This is a genomic window from Brevundimonas sp., from assembly GCF_041911375.1.
Lineage (GTDB): Bacteria > Pseudomonadota > Alphaproteobacteria > Caulobacterales > Caulobacteraceae > Brevundimonas.
Window position 1 is genome coordinate 63,602 of sequence record NZ_JAYRPA010000013.1, and the last position, 25,830, is coordinate 89,431.

At 65.9% G+C, this 25,830-nt stretch carries 23 protein-coding genes; 9 read left to right on the top strand and 14 right to left on the bottom strand.

Annotated features, from left to right (window positions below):
• Positions 1 to 3: 3 nt before the first annotated feature.
• Together ACE3PU_RS02140 and ACE3PU_RS02145 are read right to left on the bottom strand one after the other, a co-directional pair.
• A complete protein-coding gene (locus ACE3PU_RS02140; RefSeq protein WP_374386173.1) occupies positions 4 to 1,023 on the bottom strand; it encodes a general secretion pathway protein GspK in 1,020 nt (339 codons plus the stop codon).
• A complete protein-coding gene (locus tag ACE3PU_RS02145; RefSeq protein WP_374386175.1) occupies positions 1,010 to 1,633 on the bottom strand; it encodes a prepilin-type N-terminal cleavage/methylation domain-containing protein in 624 nt (207 codons plus the stop codon). Before ACE3PU_RS02145 ends, ACE3PU_RS02140 begins: the two co-directional genes overlap by 14 nt.
• Before the next feature lie 106 nt (positions 1,634 to 1,739).
• Here ACE3PU_RS02145 and ACE3PU_RS02150 point away from each other — a divergent pair, with 106 nt between their 5' ends.
• The gene (locus tag ACE3PU_RS02150; RefSeq protein ID WP_374386177.1) at positions 1,740 to 2,696 is read left to right on the top strand and encodes a cell wall hydrolase; all 957 of its coding nucleotides are present in this window, start codon (positions 1,740 to 1,742) and stop codon (positions 2,694 to 2,696) included.
• Here ACE3PU_RS02150 and ACE3PU_RS02155 read toward each other — a convergent pair.
• The 6 genes from ACE3PU_RS02155 to putA all read right to left on the bottom strand — a co-directional run bounded on the left by ACE3PU_RS02155 (position 2,693) and on the right by putA (position 10,803).
• On the bottom strand, positions 2,693 to 3,553 hold the full coding sequence (locus ACE3PU_RS02155; RefSeq protein ID WP_374386179.1) for a hypothetical protein: 861 nt from the start codon (positions 3,551 to 3,553) through the stop codon (positions 2,693 to 2,695). The two genes, ACE3PU_RS02150 and ACE3PU_RS02155, sit on opposite strands and share 4 nt — an antisense overlap.
• Entirely contained in the window at positions 3,535 to 4,212 is a 678-nt protein-coding gene (locus ACE3PU_RS02160; protein WP_374386181.1) for an ABC transporter ATP-binding protein, read from the bottom strand. Before ACE3PU_RS02160 ends, ACE3PU_RS02155 begins: the two co-directional genes overlap by 19 nt.
• Positions 4,212 to 5,375, bottom strand: a complete 1,164-nt coding sequence (locus ACE3PU_RS02165; protein WP_374386183.1) for a chain-length determining protein — start codon at positions 5,373 to 5,375, stop codon at positions 4,212 to 4,214. Before ACE3PU_RS02165 ends, ACE3PU_RS02160 begins: the two co-directional genes overlap by 1 nt.
• Positions 5,376 to 5,415: 40 nt before the next feature.
• A complete protein-coding gene (locus ACE3PU_RS02170) occupies positions 5,416 to 6,192 on the bottom strand; it encodes an ABC transporter permease (RefSeq protein ID WP_374386185.1) in 777 nt (258 codons plus the stop codon).
• 97 nt (positions 6,193 to 6,289) lie between these two features.
• Positions 6,290 to 7,609, bottom strand: a complete 1,320-nt coding sequence (locus ACE3PU_RS02175) for a glycosyltransferase family 4 protein (protein WP_374386188.1) — start codon at positions 7,607 to 7,609, stop codon at positions 6,290 to 6,292.
• Positions 7,610 to 7,671: 62 nt separating this feature from the next.
• Positions 7,672 to 10,803, bottom strand: a complete 3,132-nt coding sequence (gene putA / locus ACE3PU_RS02180) for a bifunctional proline dehydrogenase/L-glutamate gamma-semialdehyde dehydrogenase PutA (RefSeq protein WP_374386191.1) — start codon at positions 10,801 to 10,803, stop codon at positions 7,672 to 7,674.
• 110 nt (positions 10,804 to 10,913) lie between these two features.
• On the opposite strand from putA, the gene ACE3PU_RS02185 reads away from it, so the two are divergent.
• From ACE3PU_RS02185 to ACE3PU_RS02200, 4 genes are all read left to right on the top strand, one after another.
• The gene (locus tag ACE3PU_RS02185; RefSeq protein WP_374386193.1) at positions 10,914 to 11,375 is read left to right on the top strand and encodes an Lrp/AsnC ligand binding domain-containing protein; all 462 of its coding nucleotides are present in this window, start codon (positions 10,914 to 10,916) and stop codon (positions 11,373 to 11,375) included.
• 107 nt (positions 11,376 to 11,482) lie between these two features.
• Complete coding sequence (locus ACE3PU_RS02190) at positions 11,483 to 13,699, top strand: AGE family epimerase/isomerase (RefSeq protein ID WP_374386195.1); 2,217 nt, start codon at positions 11,483 to 11,485, stop codon at positions 13,697 to 13,699.
• A gap of 85 nt (positions 13,700 to 13,784) precedes the next feature.
• Positions 13,785 to 14,876 (top strand): glycosyltransferase family 4 protein, encoded by a 1,092-nt coding sequence (locus ACE3PU_RS02195; protein ID WP_374386197.1) that lies wholly within the window; start codon positions 13,785 to 13,787, stop codon positions 14,874 to 14,876.
• 56 nt (positions 14,877 to 14,932) lie between these two features.
• Entirely contained in the window at positions 14,933 to 16,156 is a 1,224-nt protein-coding gene (locus ACE3PU_RS02200) for a hypothetical protein (protein WP_374386199.1), read from the top strand.
• 80 nt (positions 16,157 to 16,236) lie between these two features.
• Here ACE3PU_RS02200 and rfbA read toward each other — a convergent pair whose 3' ends face one another.
• The 4 genes from rfbA to rfbC are packed head-to-tail and all read right to left on the bottom strand — an operon-like array spanning position 16,237 to position 19,646.
• Positions 16,237 to 17,109 carry a glucose-1-phosphate thymidylyltransferase RfbA gene (rfbA, locus tag ACE3PU_RS02205; protein WP_374386201.1) on the bottom strand — a complete coding sequence of 291 codons (873 nt, stop codon included), beginning with the start codon at positions 17,107 to 17,109 and terminating at the stop codon, positions 16,237 to 16,239.
• Entirely contained in the window at positions 17,106 to 18,008 is a 903-nt protein-coding gene (gene rfbD, locus ACE3PU_RS02210; protein ID WP_374386203.1) for a dTDP-4-dehydrorhamnose reductase, read from the bottom strand. The genes rfbA and rfbD overlap by 4 nt, the downstream gene beginning before the upstream one ends.
• Positions 18,001 to 19,059, bottom strand: a complete 1,059-nt coding sequence (gene rfbB, locus ACE3PU_RS02215; RefSeq protein WP_374386205.1) for a dTDP-glucose 4,6-dehydratase — start codon at positions 19,057 to 19,059, stop codon at positions 18,001 to 18,003. The genes rfbD and rfbB overlap by 8 nt, the downstream gene beginning before the upstream one ends.
• Complete coding sequence (gene rfbC / locus ACE3PU_RS02220) at positions 19,059 to 19,646, bottom strand: dTDP-4-dehydrorhamnose 3,5-epimerase (RefSeq protein ID WP_374386207.1); 588 nt, start codon at positions 19,644 to 19,646, stop codon at positions 19,059 to 19,061. Before rfbC ends, rfbB begins: the two co-directional genes overlap by 1 nt.
• Positions 19,647 to 19,836: 190 nt before the next feature.
• Here rfbC and ACE3PU_RS02225 point away from each other — a divergent pair, with 190 nt between their 5' ends.
• From ACE3PU_RS02225 to ACE3PU_RS02235, 3 genes are all read left to right on the top strand, one after another.
• The gene (locus ACE3PU_RS02225) at positions 19,837 to 20,097 is read left to right on the top strand and encodes a hypothetical protein (protein ID WP_374386208.1); all 261 of its coding nucleotides are present in this window, start codon (positions 19,837 to 19,839) and stop codon (positions 20,095 to 20,097) included.
• The gene (locus ACE3PU_RS02230; protein ID WP_374386209.1) at positions 20,097 to 20,840 is read left to right on the top strand and encodes a Crp/Fnr family transcriptional regulator; all 744 of its coding nucleotides are present in this window, start codon (positions 20,097 to 20,099) and stop codon (positions 20,838 to 20,840) included. Before ACE3PU_RS02225 ends, ACE3PU_RS02230 begins: the two co-directional genes overlap by 1 nt.
• Positions 20,841 to 20,928: 88 nt before the next feature.
• Complete coding sequence (locus tag ACE3PU_RS02235; protein WP_374386213.1) at positions 20,929 to 21,561, top strand: Crp/Fnr family transcriptional regulator; 633 nt, start codon at positions 20,929 to 20,931, stop codon at positions 21,559 to 21,561.
• Here ACE3PU_RS02235 and glmS read toward each other — a convergent pair.
• Positions 21,522 to 23,336: a glutamine--fructose-6-phosphate transaminase (isomerizing) gene (glmS, locus tag ACE3PU_RS02240; protein ID WP_374386210.1), complete on the bottom strand. Its 1,815-nt coding sequence runs from the start codon at positions 23,334 to 23,336 to the stop codon at positions 21,522 to 21,524. The two genes, ACE3PU_RS02235 and glmS, sit on opposite strands and share 40 nt — an antisense overlap.
• Positions 23,337 to 23,494: 158 nt before the next feature.
• Between glmS and glmM the strand changes: the two genes are divergently transcribed.
• The gene (gene glmM / locus ACE3PU_RS02245) at positions 23,495 to 24,844 is read left to right on the top strand and encodes a phosphoglucosamine mutase (protein ID WP_374386211.1); all 1,350 of its coding nucleotides are present in this window, start codon (positions 23,495 to 23,497) and stop codon (positions 24,842 to 24,844) included.
• Between the two features lie 10 nt (positions 24,845 to 24,854).
• Here glmM and ACE3PU_RS02250 read toward each other — a convergent pair whose 3' ends face one another.
• A complete protein-coding gene (locus ACE3PU_RS02250; RefSeq protein ID WP_374386215.1) occupies positions 24,855 to 25,826 on the bottom strand; it encodes a right-handed parallel beta-helix repeat-containing protein in 972 nt (323 codons plus the stop codon).
• Positions 25,827 to 25,830: the final 4 nt, after the last annotated feature.

The following is a 25,830-nucleotide window of genomic DNA, read 5'->3' on the forward strand; positions in this document are numbered from 1 at the left end:
CGCTCAACGCGGGGTGTAAGGAAGTTGAACTGCATCGGACAAATCAGCCACGGCTCGCCCCGGAGCCTCTTTCAACTCAGTCTGGTCGATCCAGACCGGCCGCTCAAGCCCGGACGGCGTGAGGGTGAGGCGTGAACGATACACCCAGGCGGATCGACTGTCTGCGATGGTCAGAATTATCCGGCCGGAGGGGAAGGTGTAGAAGCTGTCGCCGCTGGTGTCTGGCAGGCCGGTTGCCCCCGCGAAGCTGGCGAATGACATGAAGGGCTGCTGCTCGCGCCCTTGGATCGCGGCCTCGGCCTGGGACGGCGTAGCGCCGTAAAGGATGCGCATCGTTTCCGCCGTGGCGGTATTCACGTTCTCGTTTGGAGAGGTGGAATCCATGGCAAGGTGCTCGCGGATGCGGCGCCAGGCGGCCGGCCTAATCTGTTCCCGGACGCCCAAGAGCGACAGCCATTCATCCGGGCGACGCAAGACGCGGTTGGCTGGCCCTGCTCCCTCATAATCGCCAGCCTCTGCGCCGTTTGGCTGTTCCAGACCGTCCTGATCGACATAGTCGCGATAGAGCGGGATCAACGCCCGGGCGGAGCGTTCCGACAGGCCCACCGCCTCGCCCAGGCGTTGATATCCCGCATCCGAAAGGTAGGCGAGATTGATCAGCCCCGCCTGATCCTGTGGCCTGATCAACAACGGTCCTTCGAGATCAACCTGATAGCTGCGCCCGTCCAGGCGCATCAGTTCGCCGCCCCCTCCTCCCGCCGGATCATACATGGCGTCGTCGAAAAGGCGGGGGCCGCCGATATTGAAGCCCGCAGCTGCGATTGGCTCGGTGGCGGCCATATAGACCATCATCGCCTCTGCGGTCATGGCGCGGGTCATGAACCGGACCCTCGCGCGAGCGGCGGCCGCCTCGGCGGTCAGGCTGCTCAGGGCTGTCATGGCGACAAGGAAAATCAGCGTCACGACGCCGGTTACCGCCAGCACCGCCGGCAGGGCGAAGCCCTTCCTCCTAGATTGGATCATCGAACCGAATCCAGCTTTCCGGCCGGCCGGAACCGACGGCCTCCACCACATCGATCGCGCCACTCTGAAAGCGCACGAACAGACGGATCGAACGCATCTGTCCGTCATTGCTCGCTTCCACTTGCGTCACGGCCTCATAGGCGTCCGACCATGTCAGACCGTCTGTGGAGTACGAAAGCCGCGCGGTCGGATCGCTGGTCGTGATCAGGATCGACGCCGGGCCTCCGGCTTCGCAGGACAACACCCCCTGCGCGCCGCGTCTCTCCACCGTCAGAACCATGCGACCCGCCCAGCCTTGCGGAGCACATTGGGTCGCCCTTTCCATCACCACATCGGCTTCCAGCCGGTCCGCCGCTCCGACCACGGGTCGATCCACCTGGGCGTTGAAGGTTTCGGGCGGTCTCAGCGCGATGCTGCGGATCATCACCCGAGCGTCGCTGACCGAAACATCCAGGTCAGCCGCCGACGTCGCTCTTCGTCCGAGGCTGAAGCCGGCGTCGCCCGCCTTGATGCCGATCGAGAAGATGATGGCCAAGGCCATGCCCCCGATCGCGAGGACCACCAGAGCCTCGATCAAGGAAAAACCGGCGCGCGCCGTCAGGGTCCGCATGGCCTCGTGTTAGCCCTTCCTGGCGCAGCAGCCAATGCATACGGGCCGCTACGCTTGGATGGGTTCGGACAATTTGATATCGAGGGCGGTGAATCCGGGGACGGGGATGAAGGCGCAGACTTCGGTCATTGTCGTGAGCGGACTGTCGCTTGCCCTCTGGGGCGGGATCAGCAGCCGAGATCTGCTGGCTCAGGCCGAGCCGCCGGAGAGGAGGGCCTTCACGTCCCCATCGGCGGCGAAGCCTCTTGCGGTCGAGACCGATGCGGAACGTCGCGCCGCTCTCAACGCGCGCCTGCGGGGCATGTTGGCTGAGGGCAAAGGAGGGCGGCTCGCTGACGCGCCGCCGGCAACCCCATCCAGCGTTGCGCCGGCATCTGCTCCACGTCGGGAAACGACCGCTCGCCGACTTCGGGCGGATTCCGTCTCGACCATCGCGCCGCCAGCTTACGACGCGGCAAGAGCGCGCCCGACACCCGCCAGTCGAGGCTATAGGCCGCCTCGCCTCGACCTGACGACGCCGCCGTCGGTTCCCGATGATCCGATCGCCTGCCTGACCCAGGCGATCTATTACGAAGCACGCAACGAAAGCGAAGAAGGTCAGGCTGCGGTCGCCGAGGTGGTGCTCAACCGGGCGAGCAGCGGACGTTACCCTCGCGACGTCTGCCAGGTCGTCTACCAGCGCAATTCTCGAACCTGCCAATTCACCTTCACCTGCGACGGATCGATCGGCCGTTCACCGGTCAACATGACCGCCTGGGCAAGGGCGGAGCGCATCGCGCGGGAGGTTTATTCGGGGGAGGCGAAGACGCTGCTGCCTCGAAATTCCGTCAATTACCACGCCAACTACGTTCGCCCGAGTTGGTCGCAACGCCTCGATCGCGTAAAGCGCATCGGCGCGCACATCTTCTATGGTGCGCCGCTCGGGGGCGGATCGACACCTGGTGCTGAAGCGCCGCCGCCCCGACGCGATCTGCTTTTCGTGAAGAACGATGCGATCGAGCGCGCCTACGCGTTGATGACCGGAGGTGCGCGAAGCGTCGAGGCAGAGGAGCCGTCGCGCTAAGAGGACACTTTCTCAATGGTCGCGCCGTGGAACGTCATGGCGCCGTGGAAGACGCCTTCAAGCACGAGGACGCGCAGTTCTGCGGATGCTGGCGCTTCCCAGTGATGATCGAGCGCAAGTTCGAAGACACCGGCACGCTGTGGGCGGAACTCATGGCTCGCGTAAGTGTCAACGCCGCCCCAGTCGACCCGAAAACCCGCTCGACTGAGATGATGATCGAAGGACAGTCGGATCGTTGCGCGCCAACCCCCAGAAGGCATGAGCAGATAAGGACCCGAGACCAGGAACCTCGGACGTCCGGTGACATCCAACTCCCCTAGGGTGGGGGCAGAGACCTTGTTGCGAGGATCGAAATTGAAGGCTGCGCTGCTCCACCGCGCCGTGTCATTGCGGTAGACGGCGCAGGCGCGAGCCAACGCCTCCTCCTTAGCCGAGCCCTCCGTCTCGCCCCCCTTAGGGGGCGTGATGGAAAGGTCGTGAAGGCGCATTTTCCCGTCGATCATCGCGGCGAACCGGAAGCCCGCCTGCTCCGCGCTCAGCGCCGTCACGATCTTTCGACTGGTGTCGATCACCCTGACGTTGACTTCGTCGTCGGTCTCACAACCTGTCAAATCGATGAAGGGCTCGAGCGGCAGGACCGCGATGTCCTCGGCGGCGGCTGACGAACGAGCGAGGTCGAGGTCATCGCAGATGATGGCGCAGCCCTCGGTCGGAGGCGCATCTGGCGACAGGATGACGGCTTGTTGGCCCTGCTGCGCGGCGGCGGCGAGGATCGTCTCACACCAGACGGCGTGATCGCGTCCGGGAGAGACGACGATCCAACGAGTGCGCGGATGGCTCACGCCGCCCTCAGCCACGTATAGACCTCCACGGCTTCCTGCACGTCCTCAAACATCTTGGCGCGGCCGCTCTCGATGATCAGCGCCTTATCGCAGTAGCTGGCGATCAGGTTCACGTCGTGCGACGCCATCAGGAACGCGCGGTGTGCTCGGTGCTGAAAAAGTTCTTCCTGACATTTCCGCTGGAAACGCGCGTCACCGACCGCGACGAGCTCGTCGATCAGATAGCAGTCAAATTCAATCGCCAGAGACAGTCCGAAGGCGAGGCGCGCCCGCATCCCTGAGGAGTAATGCTTCACTGGCCGCCGCAGCGCCGACCCGAGCTCGGCGAAATCGTCAACCCGATCGCGAAGATCTTCGTAATCCCGCCTGTAGAGCCGCGCGAGGAATCGGACGTTGTCAAGGCCGGTAAGACTGCCTTGGAAGCCGCCTCCGAATCCGATCGGCCAAGACGTCGTCATGGACCAGTCGATATAGCCGTCGCTTGGGCGATCAATGCCGCCGAGCATCCGGATCAAGGACGACTTGCCTTGGCCGTTTCGTCCGAGGATGGCCAAACGACCATCCCTCTTCAGCGAAAAGCTCAGATTGGAGAATAGCGGCTTCGACGCCCCGTGGAACTGACGGCTCAGGTTGACCACCCTCAGCCCGACGTCGTTGGAAGGAGTATCGGGCATCAGTCTTGGTTATGCTCGCGAACGCCCGCCCAGATGAGCCAGCCGACGCCATAAGCAACAAGCGTTGAGACCAGAACCGTCAGAATCGCGATCCACCGGTTCGGAGCCGTGGGCTTGTCAGGCTGATTGGGGCTGACGATACGCTCAAGGTAGAGCTTCTGCCGACGCGCCTCTTGTTCGGCGCTGATCAGGGTCGCAGTCGCTTGAGTAAGCTCCTTCTCGGAGAGCTCGCGTTGCGCGATCAGCTCCTCGTAAGATCCGATCTTAGAGGCAAGCGACGTCGCGCCGCCCGCGATCTTAGCCCGCTCCGCCTCAATCTGGCGCTCAAAGGCAGCGATGCGGTTGTCGATCGACGAGAGCTGAGGGCTCTGGGGAGCCTCCGCCGCAATCTGCGCGCGCTCCGCACGCAAGGTCGCGACCGTGGTCATCAGCGAGCCGATGAGCTGTGAACCCTCCGCGGCGCTCCGCACGGGATCGACGAACTGCTCGCGGTTTCTGAACGTCGTCAGCAACGACTGGGTTTCATTCAGCCTCGTCCGCGCTTCTTCAACCGCGAGACGGGCGTCCGACACAGCGTCCTCCGCTTGACGGTTGTTCAGCCGGTTAACGAGCTGCTCGCCGCCCTCCAGCAGCGTCAGGTTGACCCGTCGGGCCACCTCGGGGTCGAACGCCTGGACCCGCAGCACGCTTATTCCGGTCGATCCGTCGTAACCGACGGTGATAAAGCGCTGGAAGCCCTTCAACTGGCCCTCGTCAGACCGGCTGTCGCCAAATCGCGGCCAGCCGCTGAACACATCCAGCCCCCGCGGGCGAAGGATATTCGCCACATCGAACCGCCGCTCGACATACGCCATGCCGTCGAACGATTTCATGTACTCGTGCACGGCGAAGGCGTCAGAGGCCGTGTTGACGAGGCCCACGCCTTGCAATGCCATGCCCAGGCTGGAAGGCTGCTGTTGGTTGGCGGCCCGAACAATGAAGTGCGACTCGGACACGTACCGCGGGGCGGCGATGACCAGGAAATAGATGGCCGCAAGAGCCGTCGGCAGAACGACTACGAGCAGGAACGGGAGCGGCACGCGGCGCCACCAGGGCTTGCGCCGCTTCGGGCCGGCGATGAGCTCCGGGATCGGGCCTACATAGCTAATTTTCGGGTCCGTCATGGGCTCTAGCTTTAAGGGGCGGCGGGCTTTGAGCCCAAGCTTATTCTGTTTCGATTCTATCGCGCGAGCTCAGCACAAGCGCCAAGCCAAGTATGGTGAATATCGCGCTCCAGAGAATAGCGTAAGGCGGATTGAAGTGCGTCTCGACAAACTCGCCGAACACCGCTGCTCGGATCATTTCGATGGGATGAACGAAGGGAATTGCGAGGAGATAAGGCTGCAGGTTCGGCGGAAGCCACGACACCATCGCAAACGCACCAGACAACGGGATCAACAGATAGCTGATCAAGCCGATGAAGCGCTCGAAGGTCTCGAAGCGCATGGCGGTGCCCGCCAGCGTCAGCGCGAACGCAGCGGATAACCAGCAGAGAAGAGCCCAACCTGAGTAAAGCAACAAGAAGTCATAGGGAATCTCGACCTGACCTACAGCATACAGCACTACGTACACCACAAAGAATGCAGCGGTCGTACCACCAAACTCCATCAAAATGCGAGACAAGAAGATGTGCAAAGGCGAGATACGTCGGTGATAGAGCAAACCAATGTTCGCTTGAAGGGCTCCCGACATGTAACCGATCAAATGCCGCGTCAGAATTAGCGACATGTATGCGGTCATCACGAACGGCGCTAGCTTCACGCCATGCTGGTATGGCGAGTGCGTGATGGCCCAGAGGCCCATGACCCCGAAGCAAAAAAGAAGAGGCTCTCCGATCAGCCACGCGAAGCCCAGGCCTTGTCGGCCAAACCTCGTCATGACCTCCCGCATCATCAGCGCGCCGATGATGCGGCTATGTCGTTCAACAGACGCCAGGATCATTGATGCTCGGCCAGGTTCTGAGACGAAATGCCCCGAGAGATGCGCTTCTTTGAGGCCGAACGCCGGCCAGGGTCAAGAAGAAGGACGCAAGGACCATTCAAGCCGACAGGCCCACCTTGTCGTAAAGGGCTCGCAGGCGCTCCTTGTACGCCTCGGGACTAAAGGCTGAGGCCTGCGCCACCCCTTGCGCTTCATAGTGGGCCCGAAGCCCCTCATCGGCGTCCAGGGACTGGATGCCACGCGTGATCGCCTGCACGTCGTAGGGATCGACGACGACGGCAGCTTCGCCCGCGACTTCCGGAAGGGCCCCTCCCGTGGACGTCAAGACGGCTGTGGAAAGCGCCATGGACTCAAGCACCGGCAGGCCAAAACCCTCGTACAGCGACGGAAACAGAGTCGCCTTGGCGCCCCTGATGAGGCTGATCAGCATGGAAAAGGGCATGTAGTCGTATTGGCGAATGCGCTCTGCGTTAGGGCCGCCATCCCGCTTCACCTGATTGAGAAGGGCGATCTCCCCCTCTTCAAGCCACGCGCGTCCGCCGATCAGAACCAGCGGCGTCGTGCTCCCGGAACTCAAATAGGCTTCCACGATACGACCGAGATTCTTCTTGGGCTCGATGGCGCCGAAGTGGAGGAAGTACTGCTTCCAGCCCAGGTTGAAGACGCCTTCGAGCTCAAGCTCCACTTCTCTCTGGGGCCTATCGGCATACTTCGAAGGAATGCTCACCGCCTGATAGGTGTTGGTGACCCGGTCTTCCGGGACGCCCATCAGCCGAATGACATCCTGACGAGTGGTTTCAGACACCACCGCGATGTGATCCGCGCGCTTTGCGATCGCCTTCAGCGTCGCGCCATAGACAGCCTTGTCATCGAGCGTCGTGTGCGGCAACCGCAGGGGGATCAGGTCATGAATGGTGTAAATGTTGGCCGCGCCTTTGGCGAACAGCGGCAAGGTGGCAGTCCAGTGAACGGCGTCCGGCTTCGGTGTATCCGCCGAGGATTCAAACGTTACCGGCGTTTCCGTGCCGTAGGCTGCGAATGCGCGATTGCCGTAGAGGAACAGATCCTGAGAGGCCCAAAAGCGATCGGCGGCCGGTCGGCCGCCGCCTCGTTCCGGCCAGATCACCTCGCCAGATGGCACAATCGAGTAGGCCTCCCTGCCGAAACGGGAAAGGAAGGTCTGCTGAAAGCGTCTCGACTTCTGTTTCCGGCTGAGCTTTTGCGCCGGGCGCTCGGCATCCACCAAGGCGGCTTCGTTCAAGACGTTGTTCGCGCGCCGTGGGCTTGGCGGCCCATACAGAACCTGCGTTTCGAACCCCAAGCCCTGGAGATTCTCCAGCAGATTGCGGCCGTAGGTTGCGATGCCCGAGCCCTTGGAGAGGGCGAGGTTGAAGCCGTCAACACAGATCGAGGTCATGTTCTTCCGGTCTAGATTACCGGCGCCATGGACGACACACGGTCGGCCTGGTCAACCCCAAGCTATAGATTCAACAGGGCCGGATCTCCGCCTTGGGCCGCGATATTGATGCTGACAGCCTTTTCCGCCGCATAGCGGATCAGGCTGTTCGGGCCGCCCGCCTTGGGGCCGGTGCCCGACAGGCCCTCGCCGCCGAACGGCTGGACGCCGACCACCGCGCCGGTGATCGAGCGGTTGACGTAGATGTTGCCCGCCGGAACCAGCGACATGACTTCGTCGGCGAAGGCCTCGATGCGGCTGTGCACGCCCAGCGTCAGGCCGTAGCCGCGTGCGGCCAGCTTGCCCGCGACCGTCTTCAGCTCTGACGGATCATAGCGATAGACGTGCAGCACGGGTCCGAACACCTCGCGCTCCAGGAAGTCCGGGGTCGGGATTTCGGCGATGGTGGGGGCGAACAGGTCGCCCTTCTCCGAGCCCATCGGCAGGGCGGCGCGGGCGACGATCTTCGCCTCGCGCGACAGGCGCTGGACATGGGCCTCCAGCGCGCGCCGCGATTCCGGATCGATCACCGGGCCGATATCGGTCTTCGGGTCGGCGGGGTCACCCACCGCCTGCACCGCCAGGGCGCCCTTAAGTCCCTCGATCAGGGCGTCGGCGGAATCCCTGGGCGCATAGAGGACGCGCAAGGCCGAACAGCGCTGGCCGGCCGAGCCGAAGGCCGACAGGATCACGTCGTCGATGACCTGCTCCTTCAGCGCGGTGGTGTCGATGAACATGCCGTTCAGGCCGCCGGTCTCGGCGATGAAGGGAATGATGGCGCCCGGCCGCGCGGCGATCGAGCGGTTGATGGCGGCGGCCGTGTCGGTGCCGCCGGTGAAGGCGACGCCGTCGACGCCCGGATGCGACACCAGGGCCGCGCCGACCGTCTCGCCACGGCCCGGGACAAGGGCCAGCAGATCCGGGTTCAGCCCCGCCTTGTGATACAGGCGCACCGCCTCGGCGGCGATCAGCGGCGTCTGCTCGGCCGGCTTGGCCAGGACGGCGTTGCCGGCGGCCAGGGCCGCGGCGATCTGGCCGGTGAAGATGGCGAGCGGGAAGTTCCACGGCGAGATGCAGGCGAAGACGCCGCGCCCGTGCAGGAACAGTTGGTTGGTCTCGCCGGTCGGCCCCTTCAGCGTCTCTGGGCCCGCGAAGTCGCGTTCCGCCAGAAGCGCGTAATAGCGGCAGAAGTCGGCCGCCTCGCGGACCTCGGCCACGCCGTCGTTCAGGGTCTTGCCCGCCTCGCGGCTGAGCAGGGCGACCAGCCGGTCCAGGTCCGCCTCCAGCGCATCGGCCATGGCGCGCAAAGTCACGGCGCGCTTGGCGCCGCCCTGGCGGTCCCATTTGACCTGGGCGTTCGCCGCGGCCACGGCGGCGGCGTCGATGTCGGCCGGCTCGGCTTCCGAGACGTGGCCCAGCACCTGCGACCGGTCAAAGGGATTGGTCACGGCCTGGGCGTCGACGCCGGCGCGCAGCTTGCCGCCGATGATCGGACCCGAGGTCAGCTTCTCGCGGTCCACCAACTCCAGCGCCTTCGCATGCCGCTCGCGGTCAGCGGCCTGGGAATAGTCGCGGCCGAGGGAGTTCTGACGATCGCCGTACATGTCTTTCGGAACCGGAATCTTGGGGTGACGGTCGGGCGCCTGCTCGACCAGGGAGATGGGATCGGCCGCGACGGCCGCGGCGGGCACGCGCTCATCCAGCAGGGCCTGGACGAAGGAGGAGTTGGCGCCGTTTTCCAACAGGCGCCGCACCAGATAGGGCAGCAACTCCTCGTGGCCGCCGACGGGCGCATAGGCCCGCACGATCACGGTCTCGTCGGACCATCGCTCGGCGGCGGCGTCGTACAGGGCCTCGCCCATGCCGTGCAGCCGCTGGTGCTCCACCGTGACGCCGCGGTCGCGCGCCATGCGGCGCACGGCGGCCAGGGTGTGGGCGTTGTGGCTGGCGAACTGCGAATAGATCGCCGGCGAGGCCTGGATCATGGCGCGGGCGCAGACCAGATAGTTCAGGTCGGTCGCCGCCTTGGTCGTGAACACCGGATAGTCGGTGCGGCCGAACACCTGGGCGCGCTTGATCTCGGTGTCCCAATAGGCGCCCTTGACCAGGCGCACCATCAGCCGGCGGCCCGAGCGGCGGGCCAGGTCGGCGACCCGCTGGATCGTTTCCAGCCCGCGCTTCTGATACGCCTGCACCGCCAGACCCAGGCCGGTCCAGCCGCCAAGATCGGCCTCATGCGCCAGCCGATCCAGAAGCTTCAGCGACAGGGCCAGCCGGTCCGCCTCCTCGGCGTCCATGGTGAAGTTGATGTCGTGCTTGGCCGCGATCCGGGCCAGGCGCAGCACGCGCGGATACAGCGTGGCCCACACGCCGTCCTCCTGCGTCGCCTCATAGCGGGGCGACAGGGCCGACAGCTTCACCGAGACGCCGTGCCCATGCTCCGGCCCCTGCCCCTTGGCGGTCCGGCCCACCGCCTCGATGGCGTCGGCGTAGATCTGCTCATAGCGGTCGGCGTCGGCCAGGGTCCGGGCGCCCTCGCCCAGCATGTCGAAACTGCACAGCCAGCCCTCGCGGTTCGATCGCTTCAGCGCCGCCTGGATGGTGCGGCCCACCACGAACTGCTCGCCCATGATCTTGACGGCGGTGGCCACCGCCTGGCGGATCACCGGCTCGCCCAGGCGACCAGCGATGCGCTTCAGGAAGCCGGGCAGGTCGGTCCTGGCCTCGTCGTCCACATCCACCAGCTTGCCGGTCAGCATCAGGCCCCAGGTCGAGGCATTGACGAACAGACTGTCGGACTGGCCCAGGTGCGAGGCCCAGTCAGCCGAGCCGATCTTCTCGGCGATCAGCCGATCCCGCGTCTCCTCGTCCGGCACCCGCAGCAGGGCCTCGGCCAGGCACATCAGCGCCAGGCCCTCGCGGGTGCCCAGGCTGAACTGCTGCAGGAAGCTCTCGACCACCCCCTGCTTCTTCTGGCTGCGGCGGGCGTGTTCGACCAGGTCGATGGCCTCGGCCACGACCGCTTCGCGTTCGCCGGCGTCCAGCGGCGTGAGCGCCAGATTGTCGGCGACGGCCGCGCGTTCGTCGCGGAACTTGTGATAATCCAGGCCGTCCCAGACGGCCAGGCTCGACGGGTTGAAGGCGGGCGACGTCATCGGCGGACAAATCCTGTGGATTTCCGCCGTATATGCCGGAGTTCATTGAAGGTGCTTCGTATGATAGGCTCTGTCGCCGAAGATCGTTCGGCGTAACCATCCGCTTTCCGATGATTGACATAGACTCCGTGGACCGCCGCATCCTGCGGGTGCTCCAGTCCGACGCCCGCGTCTCCAACGCCGAACTGGCCCGGCGCTGCAACCTGTCGCCCGCCGCCTGTTTCGAGCGGGTCCGGCGGCTGCGCGAAAGGAAGGTCATCACCGGCTACGCCGCCCTGATCGACCCGGCCCAGGTCGGCCGCGACCTGCTGATCTTCGTGGAGGTCCTCCTGGACCGGACCACCGGCGACGTCTTCGAGGCCTTCGCCGAGGCGGTGCGCCGCCAGCCCGAGGTGCTGGAGTGCCATATGGTCGCCGGCGGCTTCGACTATCTGATCAAGGCCCGCGTCGGCGACATGGACGCCTATCGCGCCTTTCTCGGCGACGTGCTGGTGAAGATGCCCGGCGTGCGGGAGACCCGAACCTATGCGGTGCTGGAAGAGGTCAAGTCGACGACGGTGCTTCCGCTCTAGCGATCCACGCGCGCTAAAGAGACACACACGAAGGTTGTGGGGTGACGGCCACGGCGGCCTTCCGTAAGAACGGCTCCACCGCAAAGTCCGTCGCGAGCGATCTGTCCATGTCCGTGATCTTTCCCGTCATCATGTGCGGCGGCGCCGGAACGCGGCTTTGGCCCGCCTCTCGTCCGTCGAGGCCAAAACAATTCATACCCCTGGCCGGCAATCGGTCGCTCTTCCAGGAAACCGTCGATCGCGTGGCGCCCCTGGCGGGAGAGGACGGCGCGCTCGTGGTGGTGGGCGGCGCGGCGCATCACAGGACCATCCTCGAACAGTTGGCCGAGATCGGTCGAACGGCCGTCGTGCTGCTTGAACCCGAAGGGCGCGATTCGGCCGCCGCGATGGCGGCGGCGGCGCTTTGGACTAAGCAGCGCCGTGCAGACGCCGTGAATCTGTTCGTGGCGTCCGACCACCACATCCCGGATCAGCAGGCGTTCCGACTGGCGGCTGAGGCGGCCTGCGCGGCCGCCACCAAGGGTCGGATCGTCACGCTCGGCGTCGTCCCCACCGCACCTTCCTCCGCCTATGGCTACATAGAACCCGCGTCGGCCGGGCTGGCCGAGGTGCGCGCCTTCGTAGAGAAACCGGACGCCAAGACGGCGGCGCAATACATCGCGAACGGCTATCTCTGGAATAGCGGCAACTTCATCGTTCGCGCGGACGTGCTCTTCGATGAGATCGAGGTTGCAACCGCCGGCCTGAGCGAAGCTGTCTCGGCCGCCTTGGAGGACGCGACCGTCGATGGGCCGTCCATCTTCCTTGGCGAACGATTCTCGTCCGCGCCCAAGATTTCGATCGACTACGCGGTCATGGAGCGCACCCAACGGGCGTCCGTGCTGCCCGTGGATTTCGAATGGTCCGATCTCGGCGCCTGGGACTCGGTGCATGCTTCCGGGGAAGGCGATGTCGGGCTGCACGTCTTCGAGGACAGCGAGGGCTGTCTCGTTCGCGCCTGCGACGGCGTGATGGTCGCCGCGATCGGCGTTTCCAACATCGGCATCATCGTCGAGCAGGACGCCGTTCTGGTGACCGACCTGAAGCGAAGCCAAGACGTCAAGAAGGTCGTCGAACGCCTGAAGCAGCTGTCGCCGCGCCACCTCGATTTCCAGCAGCCAAAGGAAGAGGACCTGGCGGACGGCGCCGCACGTTTCGCCGCCTGGATGCGGCAGTCGGCCTTGCCGACCTGGTGCACCCTCGGCCAGAATTCGGCCGGCGGGTTCGAGGAGCTGTTGGGACAGGACGGTCGGCGGCTGGATGCGGCGCGCCGGGCGCGCGTCCAGGCCCGTCAGATCCAGGTTTACGCTGAAGCGGGGCGCCTAGGTTGGCCGGGCCCGTGGGATACAGCGGTGCGGGCGGGCCTGGAATGGCTAGACGCGAAGTTCCTAAATCCGGACGGTCAGGTCCGCACGCGGCTGTCGTCCGATGGCGCGCCCTTGGACGAGACCGTCACCCTCTACGACCAAGCCTTCTATATCTTCGCCCTGGCGTCGGCGCATCGCCTGGCGCCGGAACTCGCGAGCGAGGACACGGCCCGCGCCGTCCGCGATGGATTGCTGGCCCAAGCCCCTGCGCAAGGCGGCCTGGTCGAGGCCGGCGCGCATCCCTATCAGTCCAACGCCCACATGCACCTGCTCGAAGCGGCCCTGGCCTGGGAAGAGGCGGGCGGCGACAAGGGCTGGAGCGACCTGGCGGACCGGATCGTCACGCTGGCCCTCACCCGCTTCATCGATCCCGAGACGGGCCTGTTGCGCGAGTTCTTCTCTAAGGACTGGTCTCCTGCCCCCGGGCTGGACGGCAGCCTGATCGAGCCGGGACATCAGTTCGAATGGTCATGGCTTCTGACCCGGTATGGCCGCGCCCGTTCCGACGCCGCGAGCCTGGAAGCGGCCTGGCGACTGTTCGAGGGCGGACTGAAGGGCGTCGACGCCAAGCGCGGAGTGGCCGTGGACGCATGCGACATCGCCGGCGGCGTTCGCAGCGCCAGGGCGCGGCTGTGGCCGCAGACCGAATGGCTGAAGGCCGCCATGATCCTGGCTGCGACCACCGACGACGCCCGAAGGGACCTCTGCCTGACCCAGGCCGCCCGGGCCCAGCGCGCGCTGTGGCGTTATCTGACGCCGCCGGGTCTATGGCGCGACAAGATGCTGGAGAACGGCAAGTTCATCGACGAACCGGCGCCGGCGAGTTCCTTCTATCACATCATGGCGGCCTTCGCGCAGGTCCAGGCCTCGTTGGGAGCGCTGAAGCCGTCCATGAAGGGCGCGCTGGAGCTTCGCTGAGATGAAGACGGCATGTCTCGCCTTCGTCATCCGAACCGTCTAGAAGTTCCGCCCTTCGTCCACGGCTCAGGGTCCGCCCGCCTACATGCGCATCGTTCTGGCCACCGACGCCTGGGAGCCGCAGGTCAACGGCGTCGTCCGCACCCTGACCCGCACGGTCGCGGAGTGCCGCGGCATGGGTCATGAGGTCGAGGTCATCGAGCCCAGCCTGTTCAAGACCATCCCCTGCCCCACCTATCCGGAGATCCGGCTGGCCCTTGGGGCGGAGGAAGAGATTCGCGAAATGCTGCGCGCCTTTGAGCCCGAGGCCGTGCACATCGCCACCGAAGGGCCGATCGGCATCGCCACGCGGCGCATCTGCGTGGAATGGAAGCTGCCCTTCACGACCAGCTATCACACCAAGTTCCCGGAGTACGTCTCGGCCCGCTTTCCGATCCCGGTCCAGGTCGGCTACGCCTATATGAAGTGGTTCCACAAGCCGTCCGGGCGGCTGATGGTGGCGACCCCGACCCTGCGCGACGAGCTGGTCGAGCACGGCTTCAAGAACGTCTCGCCCTGGTCGCGCGGCGTGGACACGGAGGTGTTCCACCCGGATCTCGAACGCATCTACGACGAGATGGGCGGCAAGGACTGGCCGCGCCCCTTCTTCCTCAACGTCGGTCGGGTGGCCGTGGAGAAGAACATCGAGGCCTTCCTGGAGCTGGACCTGCCCGGCACCAAGATCGTCGTCGGCGACGGCCCCGCCCGCGCCGAGCTTCAGGAGAAGTATCCCGAGGCGAAATTCCTGGGCGCGAAGTTCGGCGACGATCTGGCCCGCTGTTTCCGCGACGCCGACGTCTTCGTCTTCCCCAGCTGGACCGACACCTTCGGCCTGGTGATCCTGGAAGCCATGGCCGCCGGCACGCCGGTCGCCGCCTATCCGGCCCACGGCCCGATCGACATCATCCCCGGATCGAACGCCGGGGTGATCGACAAGGACCTGATGACCGCCTGCCTGAAATGCCTGGAGCTGGACCGCAAGGACGTGCGCGCCTATGCGGAAAAGTTCAGCTGGCGCGCCTCGGCCGAACAGTTCGTCGAAAACCTGCAGCCCTATCCCGAGCCCGAGCGCGGCCGCTTCTGGCGGCGCCTACGCCGCATCGCTCGGGTTAGAAAGCGAGCAAGTCATGCGGCATGAACTCAATTTCCCCACTGTACCGATCGCCCTCCCCGCCCACACCAGAGCCTGACTGCATGGAACGACTGTTCGAAAGCGAGAATCTGGTCATCAAGGTTCGTGCGCAATCGGACAAGTCGCGGTGGGTGGTCACATTCGACAATTACGGGATAGGCCACGGGTTCGAGCGCCTCGGTTTCGGCGAAGCGTTCTTCGCCGATAACGGCGTGTCCGCCCTTCACGTCATGGGTCGAAGGGAAGACTGGTATCAGTACCCGGAGATAAAGCAGGCGCTCGCAGCGGTGCGCGAGTTCACCAAAGGCGCAAGCCGGGTCATGACGTATGGGTCGAGCATGGGCGGCTACGCAGCGGTGCGGTTCGCAGAACCCTGCGCGGCTCACATCGCGCTGGCCTTGTCGCCCCAATATTCCATTGATCCCCGACGCGCACCTTTTGAGAAGAGATGGCTAAGCGATTCACGCCGAATAGAATTTCTTCGCGAGATCGACGGACCGATCACGTCCGAGACAAGGACGATTATCGCCTACGATCCACGCACGGATGATCGCCGTCACGTCGAGCTCATCAAGGGCGACATCGACATCGAAGAAATTCCCGCGCCCTTTACAGGTCACCCAGTAACAACATTCCTTTCGGAGATCGGCCTACTAAAGTCCATGGTGATATCTTCATTGGACGGCACCATCGACGCCAAAGAATGCAGGAAGCTGATTCGAAGATCACGTAGCAACAGCTCGATCTATTACGCCTCACTCGCCGAGTTCAGTAAGGACAGAAATGAGGAACGAGCAAAGTCGCTAGCAGAACATGCAGTTAGCTTGAAGCCCGACAGCCCACTGGCCCTACTCAGCCTGACAAGGGTTCTATTTGCCGGAGGTGATGTAAGCGGCGCGATCAGGGCCTCGGAACGTATGGTTGAGCTCGCCGGAAGAGATTACCACTACCTCGTTCCTCTTGCCGATTACTTGTCCGCCGAAGGACGGCACGAAGAGGCGTTGTTAATTGCGCGTGAAGTTCTGGAACTAGGCGACAACCAGAAATCCCCCCACCTCAATGCTTGGCTAGGTTTCATCGCCAGCTCTGCTGGTGAAGACGAAGAATCTCGCCACGCTCTAGAGCGAGCCATCCAACTGGATCCGAGCAATGAAAAGTACGTCCAAGCTTTCAGACGGATTCATACCCCAGCAACATCGAGCTTCTACAATCGGGTGAAGATGTTTCTGCGTCAGAAGCGGGCGCTTGGCAGACCGCGGACACCTGCTTCTTCCAGGCAGAGTTGAGGTGGTGACAAGGGCGATGCGTGCGGCGACGGGCTATTCTGTCGCCCCGGACGCCGCTGACACCCCGGCGCTTCCGGAATTCATCCCTTGGAGCGTACAAGGGAGGTGACGTATCGGCCATAAGAGGAGTGCCGGAGCTGGGCGGCGAGCTTCTCGAGTTGAGTGATGTCGATGAAGCCGTTCTTAAAGGCGATCTCCTCAAGGCAGGCGATCTTGAACCCCTGACGTCGCTCGAGAATGCGCACGAACTCGGCCGCCTCCATCAGGCTGTCTGGCGTGCCCGTGTCGAGCCAGGCGTACCCGCGGCCCATGATCTCGACGGACAGCTTGCCGGCCTCCAGGTAGGCGCGATTCACATCCGTGATTTCCAACTCCCCCCGAGCGGACGGTTTCAAATCGCGGGCGATCTCCACGACATCGGCGTCGTAGAAGTAGAGACCTGTCACCGCCCAGTTCGAGGCCGGCGCCGTCGGCTTCTCTTCGACGGAGGTCGCGCGCATCTGATCGTCGAAGGCGACGACGCCGTAACGCTCCGGATCGTTCACGTGGTAGGCGAAGACGGTGGCGCCGTCCGGCCGACGCATCGCCCGTGTGAATAGATCGGTGATGCCGTGGCCGTAGAAGATATTGTCGCCGAGGATCAGCGCCGACGCCTCGCCCGCGACGAAATCAGCCCCGATGACGTAGGCTTCCGCCAAGCCGCGAGGCTCGGCTTGGGCAGCGTACTGAATCTCCATCCCCCACTGTGCGCCGTCCCCGAGCAGCGCCTGAAAATTCGGCAGATCACGCGGGGTGGAGATGATCAGAACCTCGCGAATGCCGGCCAGCATCAGGGTCGACAGCGGATAGTAGATCATCGGCTTGTCGTAGACCGGCATCAACTGCTTTGATGTGACGAGGGTCATGGGATGAAGGCGGGTGCCGGATCCCCCCGCCAAGATGAGCCCCTTCATTCTCCTACGCCTTCCGCCTGAAGTTCGGACACGATCTCGGCCACCGCCTCCGGCCAGCCGCAAGGCGAAAGGCCATAGTCGCGCGTCAGCTTGCCTGTCGCCAGGCTCGAGTTCATGGGGCGGCGCGCCCGCGTCGGAAACTGCGATGAAGAGATAGACAGCACATCCGCGACCGGACCGCCGTTAAGGGCGCTTTGAGCGAGTATCTCTCTGGCCAGGTCGGCCCAGGTCGCCACGCCGGCGTTGACGAAGTGGTAGACGCCCGTCGGCGCATCGGGCTCGGCGATCATTCTCAGCGTGATGGTCTGGAGCGCCTTGGCCACGTCCCGCGCCGATGTCGGACACCCCTGTTGGTCATTCACGACGCGTATCGGGGACCGTTCGGCGGCGAGCCGCAACATCGTCCTCAGGAAGTTGGAGCGGCGGCGGCTTACGACCCAGGCGGTCCGAAGAACCACCGAACGCGGATTGCCGCTCCTGGCGGCCAATTCGCCCGCGAGCTTCGATGCGCCATACACGCTCAGGGGAGCCACGGGATCATCCTCGACATAGAGACCCGGCTTCGCGCCATCGAAGACATAGTCCGTCGAAACCTGCACCAGCGGCACGCCCGCCCGCCGGGTCGTCTCAGCCAGCGCGGCGGGGCCCAGGGCGTTGATCGCGAAGGCTGCGGCGACATCGTCCTCGGCTGCATCCACGGCGGTGTAGGCGCCGGCGTTGATCACGGCGGCGAAAGACATTCGCCCGAACGTCGCCTCGACCGATGCGACCGAGCTCAGATCGAGCGCCGCGCGTGAGGGCGCATGAAGCCTGACGGGTTCAGGCCAGGCGAGCGTCTGAAGCTCCTGCCCGATCTGGCCCGCGCCGCCAGTGATCAGGATATCTAGGGGCTTAGTCATGCACGGCGCCTCGCCGCGCGGTGGCGTCATCGCGATCAAGGATGGCCTGCCACCAGTCGCCGTTCTCCAGGTACCAGGACACGGTCATCTCTATGCCTGCTTCGAAGGTGACGGCGGGCCTCCACCCCAGTTCGGCCTGCATCTTCGAGGCGTCTATGGCGTAGCGCCGATCATGCCCGGGGCGATCGGCCACATAGGCGATCTGCTCGGCGTACGACCGTCCATCACCCCGCGGACGCGCCCGATCCAGGTTCGCGCAGATCACCCTCACCACCTCGACATTGGTTCGCTCGGCGCCCCCGCCGATGGCGTAGGTTCCGCCCGGCGTCGCTTGTTCGAACACGGCCTGCAGGGCGCGCGCGTGGTCCTCGACGAACAACCAGTCCCGCACGTTCGCACCGTCGCCGTAGACCGGCAGAGTCTGGCCGGAGAGGGCGCGAATGATGGTCAGCGGGATCAGCTTTTCTGGGAAATGGAAGGGGCCGTAGTTGTTGGAGCAGTTGGTGATCAGGACGGGCAGGCCATAGGTGTGCCCCCAGGCGCGCACCAGATGATCCGACCCGGCCTTGGACGCCGAATAGGGCGAGCGCGGATCATAGGGCGTGCTCTCGCTGAACGCGCCCTCGTCGCCCAATGACCCGAATACTTCGTCGGTGGAGACATGATGGAAGCGGAAGCCGGCCTTTTCGGCGTCCGGCAAGCCGCGCCAATAGTGCAGCGCCTGGTCGAGCAGGGTGAAGGTTCCGACCAGGTTGGTCTGGATGAAGGCGGCCGGTCCGTCGATCGAGCGATCGACATGGCTTTCCGCGGCGAGATGGACCACGACCTGGGGCCTGAAGGCCTTGAACGCCTCTTCGACCGCCCGCGCGTCACAGATGTCGGCCTGAATGAAGCGATAGCGCCCGCTATTCGCGACGGCCGCGAGCGAGCTCAGGCTCCCCGCATAGGTCAGCTTGTCGAACACCAGAACCGTGTGGTCCGAGCCTCCGATCAGACGGCGCACCAGGGCGGAACCGATGAAGCCGGCGCCGCCGGTGACGAGGACGCGCATCAGTCGGCGCCCGACAGCGGCCGCAACGGCTCGCCGTCATAGTCGAAGGGGCTTTCGAGATCGGCCAGACGCGGCAGGGCGGCGTCCTTCTCCGACAGGATCGCGCCGCTGGCGGGCAGCGGCCAGTCGATCCCGATCACCGGATCATTCCAGCAGACGCCGCCGTCGCAGTCGGGCGCATAGACATCGGACACCTTGTAGGCCACCTCCGCCCCAGTTTCGAGCGTGACGAAGCCATGAGCGAACCCGATGGGCACGAACAGTTGTTCTCCGCCGGCAGCCGTCAGCCTGGCGGACACGTAGTCGCCATAGCTGGGCGATCCGCGTCGCAGATCAACGGCGTAGTCCATGATCGCACCCGCGAGACAACGCACGAGCTTGGCCTGGGCGTGCGGCGGGCGCTGAAAATGAAGCCCCCGAACCGTGCCCGGCGCGATTGAACAGGAATGGTTGTCCTGCACGAAGTCCACCGTCACCCCGGCCGCTGCGGCTGAGGCCGTGGAATAGGTCTCCATGAACCAGCCCCGATCGTCGTGGAAACGACGGGGACGGATTAGGACCGGAACTTTCGCTTCGAGAGACGGCACGGTTCAGTCTTTGGTTCATCGCGCCTTGAACATCAACACCACCGATCCGCAAGGATCGGCGGCTCCGGCTTGGGCAGAGAGCCTCGCCTGGTCCGCCGTGCATGCCTATGCCCCGACGCGCGGCCGCCGCCTGATCTGAACCAAACGCGGCGTCCGTCGCTTCCCTCCTCGCCTGATGCTGGAGGGACGATTGCCGCGCTATTATTTCCATACCGAGAACGGGGATCGCATCCGCGACGATCAGGGCGAGGAACTGGCGGGGGTCGACGCCGCCCGGGAGGAGGCCGTCACCGTCCTGGGCGAGATTCTCCGTTACCGAGGCGCGTCGTTCTGGACCACGCGGTCATTCAGCGTCATCGTCACCGACGCCGAAGGCCAGACGGTCGTCAGCGTCACCGCCAGTGCTTCCGACACCGCGCCGGAGGGCTGGCGGTTATCGGAAGCCGGCTAATGAGCACACTGCATCCCGAACCCCGGATCGCCAATCTGGTGGACAAGCTGTCCCTGCGCGACAGCGTTTCGCCGGAGGAGATCGCCGTTCTCGAGACGATCCTGGAGACGCCCTACAAGGTTCCGGCCGGCGCCGACATCGTGCGCGAACACACCCGGCCCCAGCACAGCACCCTGCTGATCTCGGGATTTTCGGCCCGCTACACCACGCTGGAGGACGGCGGGCGCCAGATCACCGAGATCAACGTCGCGGGCGACTTCATCGACCTGCACAGCCTGCTGATGAAGCAGATGGACCATGGCGTCGTCGCGCTGACGGACTGCGTCGCCGCCCAGGCCCCGCACGCCCGCCTGATCGAGGTGACGGAGCGGCATCCGCACCTGACGCGTTTGCTGTGGCTGGACACCATCATCGACGCCGCCATTCACCGCCAGTGGCTGGTCGCCATGGGGCGGCGAAGCGGCCTGGGCCATCTGGCCCATCTGGTCTGTGAACTGTACCTGCGGCTCCAGGCCGCCGGTCAGGCCGACGATCTGACGTTTGAATTGCCGCTGACCCAGACCATGCTCGGCGACGCGCTGGGCCTGTCGACCGTCCACGTCAGCCGGCTGATCTCGGAACTGCGGAACGAAGGGGTGATCGCCTGGTCGGGCGGACGGATCCAAATCCTGGACTGGCGCAGACTGACCGAACTCGCCGAGTTCGATCCCACATACCTGCGCCTGCAGAGCGAGCCGGTGTGACGACTTAACGCATGTTATCGCGTGCGGCCCCGCTTCGCGCTTCACACGCCGCATGTCCCGGCCGAATCTCGCGCGCTCATTGCTGTCCATGCTGGCGGTCCAGGGCCTGGACGAAGGCGACGCCTTCCTTGCCTCGGCCGGCGCCCTCACGGCGCCCACGCGCGACGGAGAGCCGCAGGTCACCCTGATCATCGAAGGCGTCGCGGCCCGGCTGGGCGTGGGCGAGACCGTGTCCCGAGGCCAGGCCGCGTCCGGCGACCTGATCAACTTCGACGCCGTGCTGGGCGGCGGAGAGACCGAGACCGCCCAATGGTTGACGGCCGGCCGCTTCCTGTCGGTGCCGGCCCGCCGGCTGGCGCAGCGCATCGACCAGGCCGTGCTGGTGGAGACGTCCCTGTCGGACCTGCGCAGCCGCAACGCCGGGCTCCGGCGCGAGGTGCTGCGACACGCGGCCCTGACCGTAAGCCAGCGGCTGGCCGCCCTGATCCTGGACGTGCACGATCTGGACGGAGGCGACGCCCTGCCGCTGCGCCAGAGCGATCTGGCGGCGCTGATGTCCGTGCGCCGCGCCAGCGTCTCCACGGCGTGCACGGAGCTTCACGCTGCGGGCGCGATCCGTCTGCGGCGCGCCGCCATTCACATCGCCGACGTCGACGCCCTCAGGGTCGCCGCCGGGACGCCTCACTCCACCGTGACGGACTTGGCCAGGTTGCGGGGCTGATCGACGTCGGTGCCCTTCTGCACCGCGGTGTAATAGGCCAGCAGCTGCACCGGGACCGCATAGACCAGGGGCGCGATCAGGGGATGGCAGTCCGGCGCGTGGATGCGCCGGATGCCGGCGCCGTGCGGGTCAGGCGCCGCCTCGGGCGCGATCATGATCACCGGCCCGCCGCGCGCGGCGACCTCCTGCAGGTTTGACGCGGTCTTTTCGAACACCTCGTCCAGGGGCGCCAGGGCGATGGTCGGCGTCTCCTCGTCAATCAGGGCGATCGGCCCGTGCTTCAGCTCTCCGGCGGCATAGCCCTCGGCATGGATGTAGCTGATCTCCTTCAGCTTCAGCGCGCCTTCCATCGCCAGCGGAAACATGGCGCCCCGGCCCAGGAACAGCACGTCGTCCGCCTTGGACAGGTCGTGGGTCACGGCGCGAATGCTGTCGCCCATCGTCAGGGCCTCTGCGATCAGGCGGGGGCTCTCGAACAGGGCCTTGACCAGCTCGGCCTCCCGGGCCGCGTCGATCCGGCCGCGCGCCACGCCCGCCGCGACCGCCAGGGCCAGAAGGGCCGCGACCTGTGCGGTGAAGGCCTTGGTCGAGGCGACCCCGATCTCGGGCCCGGCGTGCGTCGGCCACAGCACCTCGGCCTCGCGCGCCATGGACGAGGAATGGACGTTGACCACCGCGGCGGTCTTCAGCCCCTGGGCCTTGCACCACGTCAGACTGGCCAGGGTGTCGGCCGTCTCGCCCGACTGACTGACGGCGACGGCCACGGTCCTGGGCGACACCGCCGGCGAGCGATAGCGGAACTCGGACGCGATCTCGACGTCGCACGGCAGGCCCGCCAGCTTCTCAAACGCATAGCGGCCGATCTGACCGGCGTAGAAGGCCGTGCCGCAGGCCACGATCTGGATGCGGTCGATGGCGGCGAAGTCGACGGCGTTGGTCTTGGCCTTGCCAGTCACAAGGTCGAGGTACTCCGACAGGGTGTGCTGGACGCTGTCGGGCTGTTCGTGGATCTCCTTTTCCATGAAGTGGCGATACTCGCCCTTCTCGACCATGGCCGAGGAGGCCGAGACCTGCACCACCGCCCGTTCGACCGGCGTTCCGGCGGCGTCGAACATCCGGGCCCCGGCCTTGGTCACGGCGACATAGTCGCCTTCTTCCAGATAGCTGATCTTCTGGGTGAACGGCCCCACCGCCAGGGCGTCGGACCCCAGATACATCTCGTCCTCGCCCCAGCCGACCACCAGCGGACTGCCGCGCCGGGCGCCCAGGATCAGATCGTCCTCGCCGTCGACCAGCACCGCCAGGGCATAGGCGCCGGTCAGCCGGTCTAGCACGCGCTTGAACGCGTCCAGCGGCGTCTTCTGCGTCTCGAGCTCGGCGTCCAGCAGGTGAGCGATGACCTCGGTGTCGGTCTGGCTCTCGAACACATGGCCCTCGGCCGCCAGTTCGGCCTTCAGCTCGGCGAAGTTCTCGATGATGCCGTTATGGACCAGGGTCACGCGCCCGGCCTTGTGCGGGTGGGCGTTGGCGGTCGTCGGCGCGCCGTGGGTGGCCCAGCGGGTGTGGCCGATGCCGACCGTGGCCGTCATCGGCTGTTCGCTCAGCACCGCTTCCAGATTGCGGATCTTGCCCTGGGCGCGTCGGCGCTCGACCGACCCGTCGACCACGGCGGCGACGCCGGCCGAATCATAGCCGCGGTATTCCAGCCGCTTCAGACTGTCGATCAGCCGGGGAACGACAGGGCCGCCGCCCGTGATGCCGATGATGCCGCACATGCCGCGCGCTCCGTCAGGAAAGGGAAGGCCGCTTTGCACTGGCGGCGAACAGGGACTAAGCCACGCTATCGATGCCCCGCCGCCCGTCTATGCAATCTTAAGACGGGCCGCATCAAAATTGGGGTTTCGGAACGTTACCCGAGCCAGAGGACCACGCCGTGGGCGACAGGAAATATTTCGGCACCGACGGCATCCGCGGCCGCGCCAACACCCATCCCATGACGGCCGAGGTCGCGCTGCGCGTCGGCCTGGCCGCCGGCAAGCTGTTCCGCACCGACGACGACCGGCGCCATCTGGTGGTGATCGGCAAGGACACCCGGCTGTCGGGCTACACCATCGAGCCGGCGCTGGTCGCCGGCTTCGCCTCGGTGGGCATGGACGTGCGCACCTTCGGCCCGGTGCCGACGCCCGGCGTGGCCATGCTGACCCGCTCGATGCGCGCCGACCTGGGCGTGATGATCTCGGCCTCGCACAACAACTACGCCGACAACGGCATCAAGCTGTTCGGTCCCGACGGCTACAAGCTGTCCGACGAGATCGAGCTCAGGATCGAGGCCATGATGGACGACGGCCTGGACAAGGGCCTGGCCCCCTCCGACCGCCTGGGCCGGGTCAAGCGCATCGACGACGCCCAGGCCCGCTACATCGAGATCGCCAAACAGGCCTTCCCCAAGCGGCTCAGCCTCCAGGGCCTGCGCATCGCCGTCGATTGCGCCAACGGCGCCGGCTACAAGGTCGCCCCCACCACCCTGTTCGAGCTGGGCGCCGAGGTCTGCGCCGTCGGCGTGTCGCCCGACGGACTGAACATCAACGCCGAATGCGGCTCGACCCATCCGGCGACCCTGGCCGAGGCGGTCAAGCGCTACCGGGCCGACATCGGCATCGCCCTGGACGGCGACGCCGACCGGCTGATCATCTGCGACGAGAAGGGCCAGGTCGTGGACGGCGATCAGATCATGGCCCTGGTCGGCCTGGACTGGGCCCGGCGAGGCCGCCTGTCCGGCGGGGGCGTGGTCGCCACCGTCATGTCCAACCTGGGCCTGGAGCGCCGTCTGAAGGCTGAGGGCCTGACGCTGGAGCGCACCAAGGTCGGCGACCGCTATGTGATGGAGCGGATGCGCGAGGGCGGCTTCAACATCGGCGGCGAGCAATCCGGCCACATCATCCTGCACGACCACGCCACCACCGGGGACGGCCTGATGGCGGCCCTGCAGGTGCTGGCCGTGCTGGTCGAGTCCGGTCGCCCGATGAGCGAACTGGCCCGCCAGTTCGATCCCGTGCCGCAAAAGCTGGAGAACGTGCGCTACGCCGCCGGCGCGCCGCTGGACAGCGACGGGGTCAAGGCCGCCATCGCCGAGGCGGAAGGCGCGCTGAACGGCCAGGGCCGCCTCCTTGTCCGCCCCTCGGGCACCGAAAAGCTGATCCGCGTGATGGCCGAGGGCGACGACGAGGCCCTGGTGCGACGGATCGTCTCGGACGTCTCCGCAGCGGTGCGCGCGGCCGGCTGACCCCGGCTCGCTATCGAGGCGAGCGGTTCCAGAACGATGCGACGCCCTCGATCCGGTTGCGCGCCACCTGATTGCCGCGCGCGCCGTCGCCGTCATCCGCGCTCGAGCCGAACGGCCAGCCGGCGTCGTCGCCGCAATAGCGGCGGCCCCCTTCGCGCGCGCCCACGACCACCGTGCGCGGCCTCAGCCAGGACGCGCCCGAGAAGACATTGTCCGTGATCCGATTATAGGACGGGGTCTGGTGGCGGATCACCCCGTCCTCGCCGCAGTTGCGGTACAGGAACACCCCGCCCCGTCCCCCCAGGACGAAACGATTGTTGACGATCCGGTTGGCTCCCGAGCCGTCGACCGCGACCTGCTCGCGGCCCGTGCGGATGTCGAACACATTGCCCCGGATTTCCGCGCCCGCGCTCTCGGCGTCCAGATAGATCGCCGTCGAGGTCGACCGGCCGGCGAAGGTCGAACCGGTCACGGTCGTCCGCGTGACGCCGGGGCCGACATAGAGCGGGATCGTGCCCGTCGCCTCGAACCGGACCTTGTCGATCCGCACGTTCAGGGGCGCAGCCGACTGGGCGGCCGTCGTGTGGCCGGCCGTGCGCGACGACGCCAGCAGGTCGCGCATCGATCCGCCGGCGCCCATGCCCCAGATTCGGATATTGCCCGCCACCACGCAGTCGCGCACCGATACGTCGACGGGCCGGCTCCAGACTTGACCCTCGGGCCGCGACCATATGGCGACCGTGGGCGTTCCGGTGGTCGCCGCCTGGGGCCCCTGAATTCGACCGCCGCCGCAGTCCAGGGCCGCGCCCGACGCCTCGGCGCCCTGGATCAGCACGGGTCGGGCGACGTCGCGCCCGGACAGCGCCGCCCGGCACAGCAGACGGTAGGGTTCGGCCGCGGGTCGGGTCAGCTCGGCGACCTCGGCGGGGGTGCACGGCCGCGCCGCCGGCGCGCCCGCCTGAACGACGGCCAGGGTCAGCAGCGCC

Bases quoted from the DNA above. Each gene is read 5' to 3' on its own strand.
- ACE3PU_RS02140 (WP_374386173.1), bottom strand. From the start codon at position 1,023: ATGATCCAATCTAGGAGGAAGGGCTTCGCCCTGCCGGCGGTGCTGGCG.
- ACE3PU_RS02145 (WP_374386175.1), bottom strand. From the start codon at position 1,633: ATGCGGACCCTGACGGCGCGCGCCGGTTTTTCCTTGATCGAGGCTCTG.
- ACE3PU_RS02150 (WP_374386177.1), top strand. From the start codon at position 1,740: ATGAAGGCGCAGACTTCGGTCATTGTCGTGAGCGGACTGTCGCTTGCC.
- ACE3PU_RS02160 (WP_374386181.1), bottom strand. From the start codon at position 4,212: ATGCCCGATACTCCTTCCAACGACGTCGGGCTGAGGGTGGTCAACCTG.
- ACE3PU_RS02165 (WP_374386183.1), bottom strand. From the start codon at position 5,375: ATGACGGACCCGAAAATTAGCTATGTAGGCCCGATCCCGGAGCTCATC.
- ACE3PU_RS02170 (WP_374386185.1), bottom strand. From the start codon at position 6,192: ATGATCCTGGCGTCTGTTGAACGACATAGCCGCATCATCGGCGCGCTG.
- ACE3PU_RS02175 (WP_374386188.1), bottom strand. From the start codon at position 7,609: ATGACCTCGATCTGTGTTGACGGCTTCAACCTCGCCCTCTCCAAGGGC.
- putA (WP_374386191.1), bottom strand. From the start codon at position 10,803: ATGACGTCGCCCGCCTTCAACCCGTCGAGCCTGGCCGTCTGGGACGGC.
- ACE3PU_RS02185 (WP_374386193.1), top strand. From the start codon at position 10,914: ATGATTGACATAGACTCCGTGGACCGCCGCATCCTGCGGGTGCTCCAG.
- ACE3PU_RS02190 (WP_374386195.1), top strand. From the start codon at position 11,483: ATGTCCGTGATCTTTCCCGTCATCATGTGCGGCGGCGCCGGAACGCGG.
- ACE3PU_RS02195 (WP_374386197.1), top strand. From the start codon at position 13,785: ATGCGCATCGTTCTGGCCACCGACGCCTGGGAGCCGCAGGTCAACGGC.
- ACE3PU_RS02200 (WP_374386199.1), top strand. From the start codon at position 14,933: ATGGAACGACTGTTCGAAAGCGAGAATCTGGTCATCAAGGTTCGTGCG.
- rfbA (WP_374386201.1), bottom strand. From the start codon at position 17,109: ATGAAGGGGCTCATCTTGGCGGGGGGATCCGGCACCCGCCTTCATCCC.
- rfbD (WP_374386203.1), bottom strand. From the start codon at position 18,008: ATGACTAAGCCCCTAGATATCCTGATCACTGGCGGCGCGGGCCAGATC.
- rfbB (WP_374386205.1), bottom strand. From the start codon at position 19,059: ATGCGCGTCCTCGTCACCGGCGGCGCCGGCTTCATCGGTTCCGCCCTG.
- ACE3PU_RS02230 (WP_374386209.1), top strand. From the start codon at position 20,097: ATGAGCACACTGCATCCCGAACCCCGGATCGCCAATCTGGTGGACAAG.
- ACE3PU_RS02235 (WP_374386213.1), top strand. From the start codon at position 20,929: ATGCTGGCGGTCCAGGGCCTGGACGAAGGCGACGCCTTCCTTGCCTCG.
- glmS (WP_374386210.1), bottom strand. From the start codon at position 23,336: ATGTGCGGCATCATCGGCATCACGGGCGGCGGCCCTGTCGTTCCCCGG.